The sequence below is a fragment of the Mesorhizobium sp. B2-4-14 genome (genome assembly GCF_006442155.1).
Classification (GTDB): Bacteria; Pseudomonadota; Alphaproteobacteria; order Rhizobiales; family Rhizobiaceae; genus Mesorhizobium.
In genome coordinates this window covers 1-2,894 of the sequence record NZ_VFVA01000077.1, presented here as the reverse complement: position 1 = coordinate 2,894, position 2,894 = coordinate 1, and the positions used below count along the sequence as shown (strand labels likewise).

Here is a 2,894-nt window from a genome sequence, read left to right as displayed (position 1 = left end):
CGCGACTGGGGACCCAGCCGGGCATCATCGTTGCCGAACAAAACATCCGCGATGGCCAATTCTATATTGCCGGCCTGCGAGACCCGCTTGCCGCCGACCCGCAGTCGCTGCTGTCGGGAACGCAGGTCGATCCCGGCAGGGTCCATTCGCAGTGGCAATTCTATCAAAGCCTTGAACCGGAGTTCGCGTTGAAGCGGCTGACGGCGTCGCTGTACCCGCTGAAATCGGTTCGGCTTTCGATCGTCGACAATCGCATCGTTGCCGAGGGTGAGGCTCCCGACACCTGGATAGATCGGGCGCGCGCCGCGGCCCGACAGCTTTCGGCAGGCGGACCGGAATTCGACATCTCCAAGGTTCGTGATGTGAGCCCCGAAGCACGCGAGGCGGAGCACTGGCAGTATTATGTGTCGCGACTCGAGGCCCAACCGGGAATCATCGTCGCCCAACAAACGGAGAGGGGAGGCCAATTCTACATTTCCGGCCTGAGAGACCCGCTTGCCGCCGACCCGAAAGCTCTGCTGTCCGGAACGCAGGTTGATCCCGCCCGCGTTCATTCACAGTGGCAATTCTTTCAGAGCCTTGATCCAAAGTTCGTGGTGAAGCGGCTGACGGCGTCGCTGTCCCCGCCGAAATCGGTTCAGCTTTCGATCATCCAAGGTCGCATCCTGGTCGTGGGCGAGGCTCCTGCCGGGTGGATCAGCCGGGCACGGGCCGCCGCCGAACAACTTTCGGCGGATGGAGTGGTTCTGGACGTCTCGCAGCTGCACGAGCTGAACCTTGCAGAACTTAATCATTTGAGAGAGGCCATCCAGACGACCGATATTTTCTTCTCTTCCGGTAGAGTTGTCCCGGGTCCGGAGCAGTCGCCGGTGCTCGACAGATTGGCTGATCAATTGAAGGAATTCGCCGAAAATGCCCGCAAGGCAGGCGTGACAGCGCGGTTCATGTTGACCGGCCATTCAGACACAACGGGCCGTGAGACGGCCAACGCGTCGATCAGTGCCGCCCGCGCCGAGACAGTTCGCGCGCTTCTCAACAAGCGCGGCGTCGCTCCGGAACTGCTGCTGGTTCGGGGCGCCGGCACCTTTGAGCCAGCGGTGCCCGAAAATGAAAATAGTCGAACTGGGAACTCCACCAATCGCCGGGTTTCGGTTACGGTAAACCTGGAGTAGTCGGAGCCCGGGATGCTGCAAAAAAAGATATGCATGTTGGGCGGGTTTGCTGTCGGCAAGACGAGCCTGGTGCGCAGGTTCGTCCAAAGCATCTTCTCGGAAAACTACCTGACCACGGTTGGCGTGAAAATCGACAAGAAGAGTGTCGCGTTTCCGGATAAAACCGTGGATCTGATTTTGTGGGATCTGGCCGGCGAAGACGATATCGGCTCATTCCGCGTCAGCTATGTGCGAGGAGCGACCGGGCTCGTGCTCGTCGTCGATGGAACCCGGCCCGCTACTCTGGCCGTGGCGCTCACGCTGCGCGAGCGGGTCGAGGCCGAATTCGGCGCTATGCCGTTCGTATTGCTGTTCAACAAATCCGATCTCGCCGATCGATGGGCGATACCGGATGGTGAGATCGACGAACTGAGGCAGCTTGGATGGCAAATCTATCTGACAAGTGCGCTTTCGGGTGCATATGTCGAAGATGCGTTTCGCCAGCTTGCCTCGATGGTCGCCAAATAGATCATGCATGGATTGCCAAGAGAAGTCAGAAGCTGGATTTTCAATTTCTTCTACAATGAGCACGCTGTCGCATATCTGAAAATTGACGCCCAGCTTTGCATAGCTGCCAAGGGCGGCAACGTTAAACATTACGGACTCTCATCGCTTCGCACTGGCAAGCCTGTTGCCGACCAGCTTGACTTCATGGAAGGTTTGCTGCCTTGCCCGGAACTTCCATATCATATGGCCATGGTGGAACTGCCCAACGGGCGTGTCGCGGATCTTCATCTTTTTGCTGCTGACAATGCCTGCGTGTGGCTGCTCTTTCTTGACGCCACTGCCGAACGCGACAACAGGCAGCGACTTCAACAGAAGGCTTATGAAATGACGCTCCTGCAAGAGAGGGAGCGTCAACTCAACGAGAAACTGCAATCGACGAACGAGGCATTGAGGGAGAGCCAGGAGGGATTGTCGCGTGAATACCAGCGCGCCGAAACCCTTCTCCTCAACATTCTTCCGGCGTCGATCGCGCAGCGGTTGAAGGCGCACGAACAAATTGCGGACAATCATGCAGACGTGAGTGTGCTTTTCGCCGACATCGTCGGTTTCACGGAAAGAGCGCTGAGCGTTGGGGCCGTGACGACGCTCGCGATCTTGAATTACTTCTTCAAGGCGGCGGATCTGCTCTCAGAAGAATACGGCTGCGAAAAGATCAAGACAATCGGCGACTGTGTGATGGTGGTGGCCGGCCTGCCCGTCGCGCGGTCCGATCATGCAGAAGCCCTTGCGCACTATGCAGTTGAACTGCGGGAGGTGGGTAGGCGCGAACGCTTCGCGGGAGAACCGCTGAGACTGAGAATTGGAATCCACTCCGGACCAATCGTGGCGGGCGTCATAGGCAACAGGCGCTTTGCCTATGACCTGTGGGGCGACACCGTCAATCTCGCCGCACGTATTCAAAAGTCCGCTGAGCCCGATGAGATACGTATTTCGGATGCAACTCACAAACTGCTTGGACCAAATTTTGCTCGCGACCCACTCGGGGAAACGGAATTGCGTGGTACAGGTCCTGTGCGAATGTGGCGGCTCCGGGCCTGATTTGCCGCTTGGCTAGCGTCCGCTATCATTCTTCCCTGCACCACAAGCGGACCTACTGCTTTCCGGCCCCGATCAAGACGTTCCTATACCGGGCAAAGCGCGTGCGATCCGGTCAACCGCGCCCGCTCGATCTGGAGC

General features: G+C 58.3%; 3 protein-coding genes. All 3 read left to right on the top strand.

Annotation, left to right across the window (positions count from 1 at the left end):
• Positions 1-1,172 (top strand): OmpA family protein (locus tag FJ938_RS29200; RefSeq protein WP_140700116.1); only part of this gene is annotated, 1,172 nt, incomplete at its 5' end.
• A gap of 12 nt (positions 1,173-1,184) precedes the next feature.
• The gene (locus FJ938_RS29195) at positions 1,185-1,679 is read left to right on the top strand and encodes a Rab family GTPase (RefSeq protein ID WP_140700113.1); all 495 of its coding nucleotides are present in this window, start codon (positions 1,185-1,187) and stop codon (positions 1,677-1,679) included.
• A 3-nt stretch (positions 1,680-1,682) separates the two neighbouring features.
• The gene (locus FJ938_RS29190; RefSeq protein WP_140700110.1) at positions 1,683-2,756 is read left to right on the top strand and encodes an adenylate/guanylate cyclase domain-containing protein; all 1,074 of its coding nucleotides are present in this window, start codon (positions 1,683-1,685) and stop codon (positions 2,754-2,756) included.
• Positions 2,757-2,894: the final 138 nt, after the last annotated feature.

Bases quoted from the DNA above. Each gene is read 5' to 3' on its own strand.
- FJ938_RS29195 (WP_140700113.1), top strand. From the start codon at position 1,185: ATGCTGCAAAAAAAGATATGCATGTTGGGCGGGTTTGCTGTCGGCAAG.
- FJ938_RS29190 (WP_140700110.1), top strand. From the start codon at position 1,683: ATGCATGGATTGCCAAGAGAAGTCAGAAGCTGGATTTTCAATTTCTTC.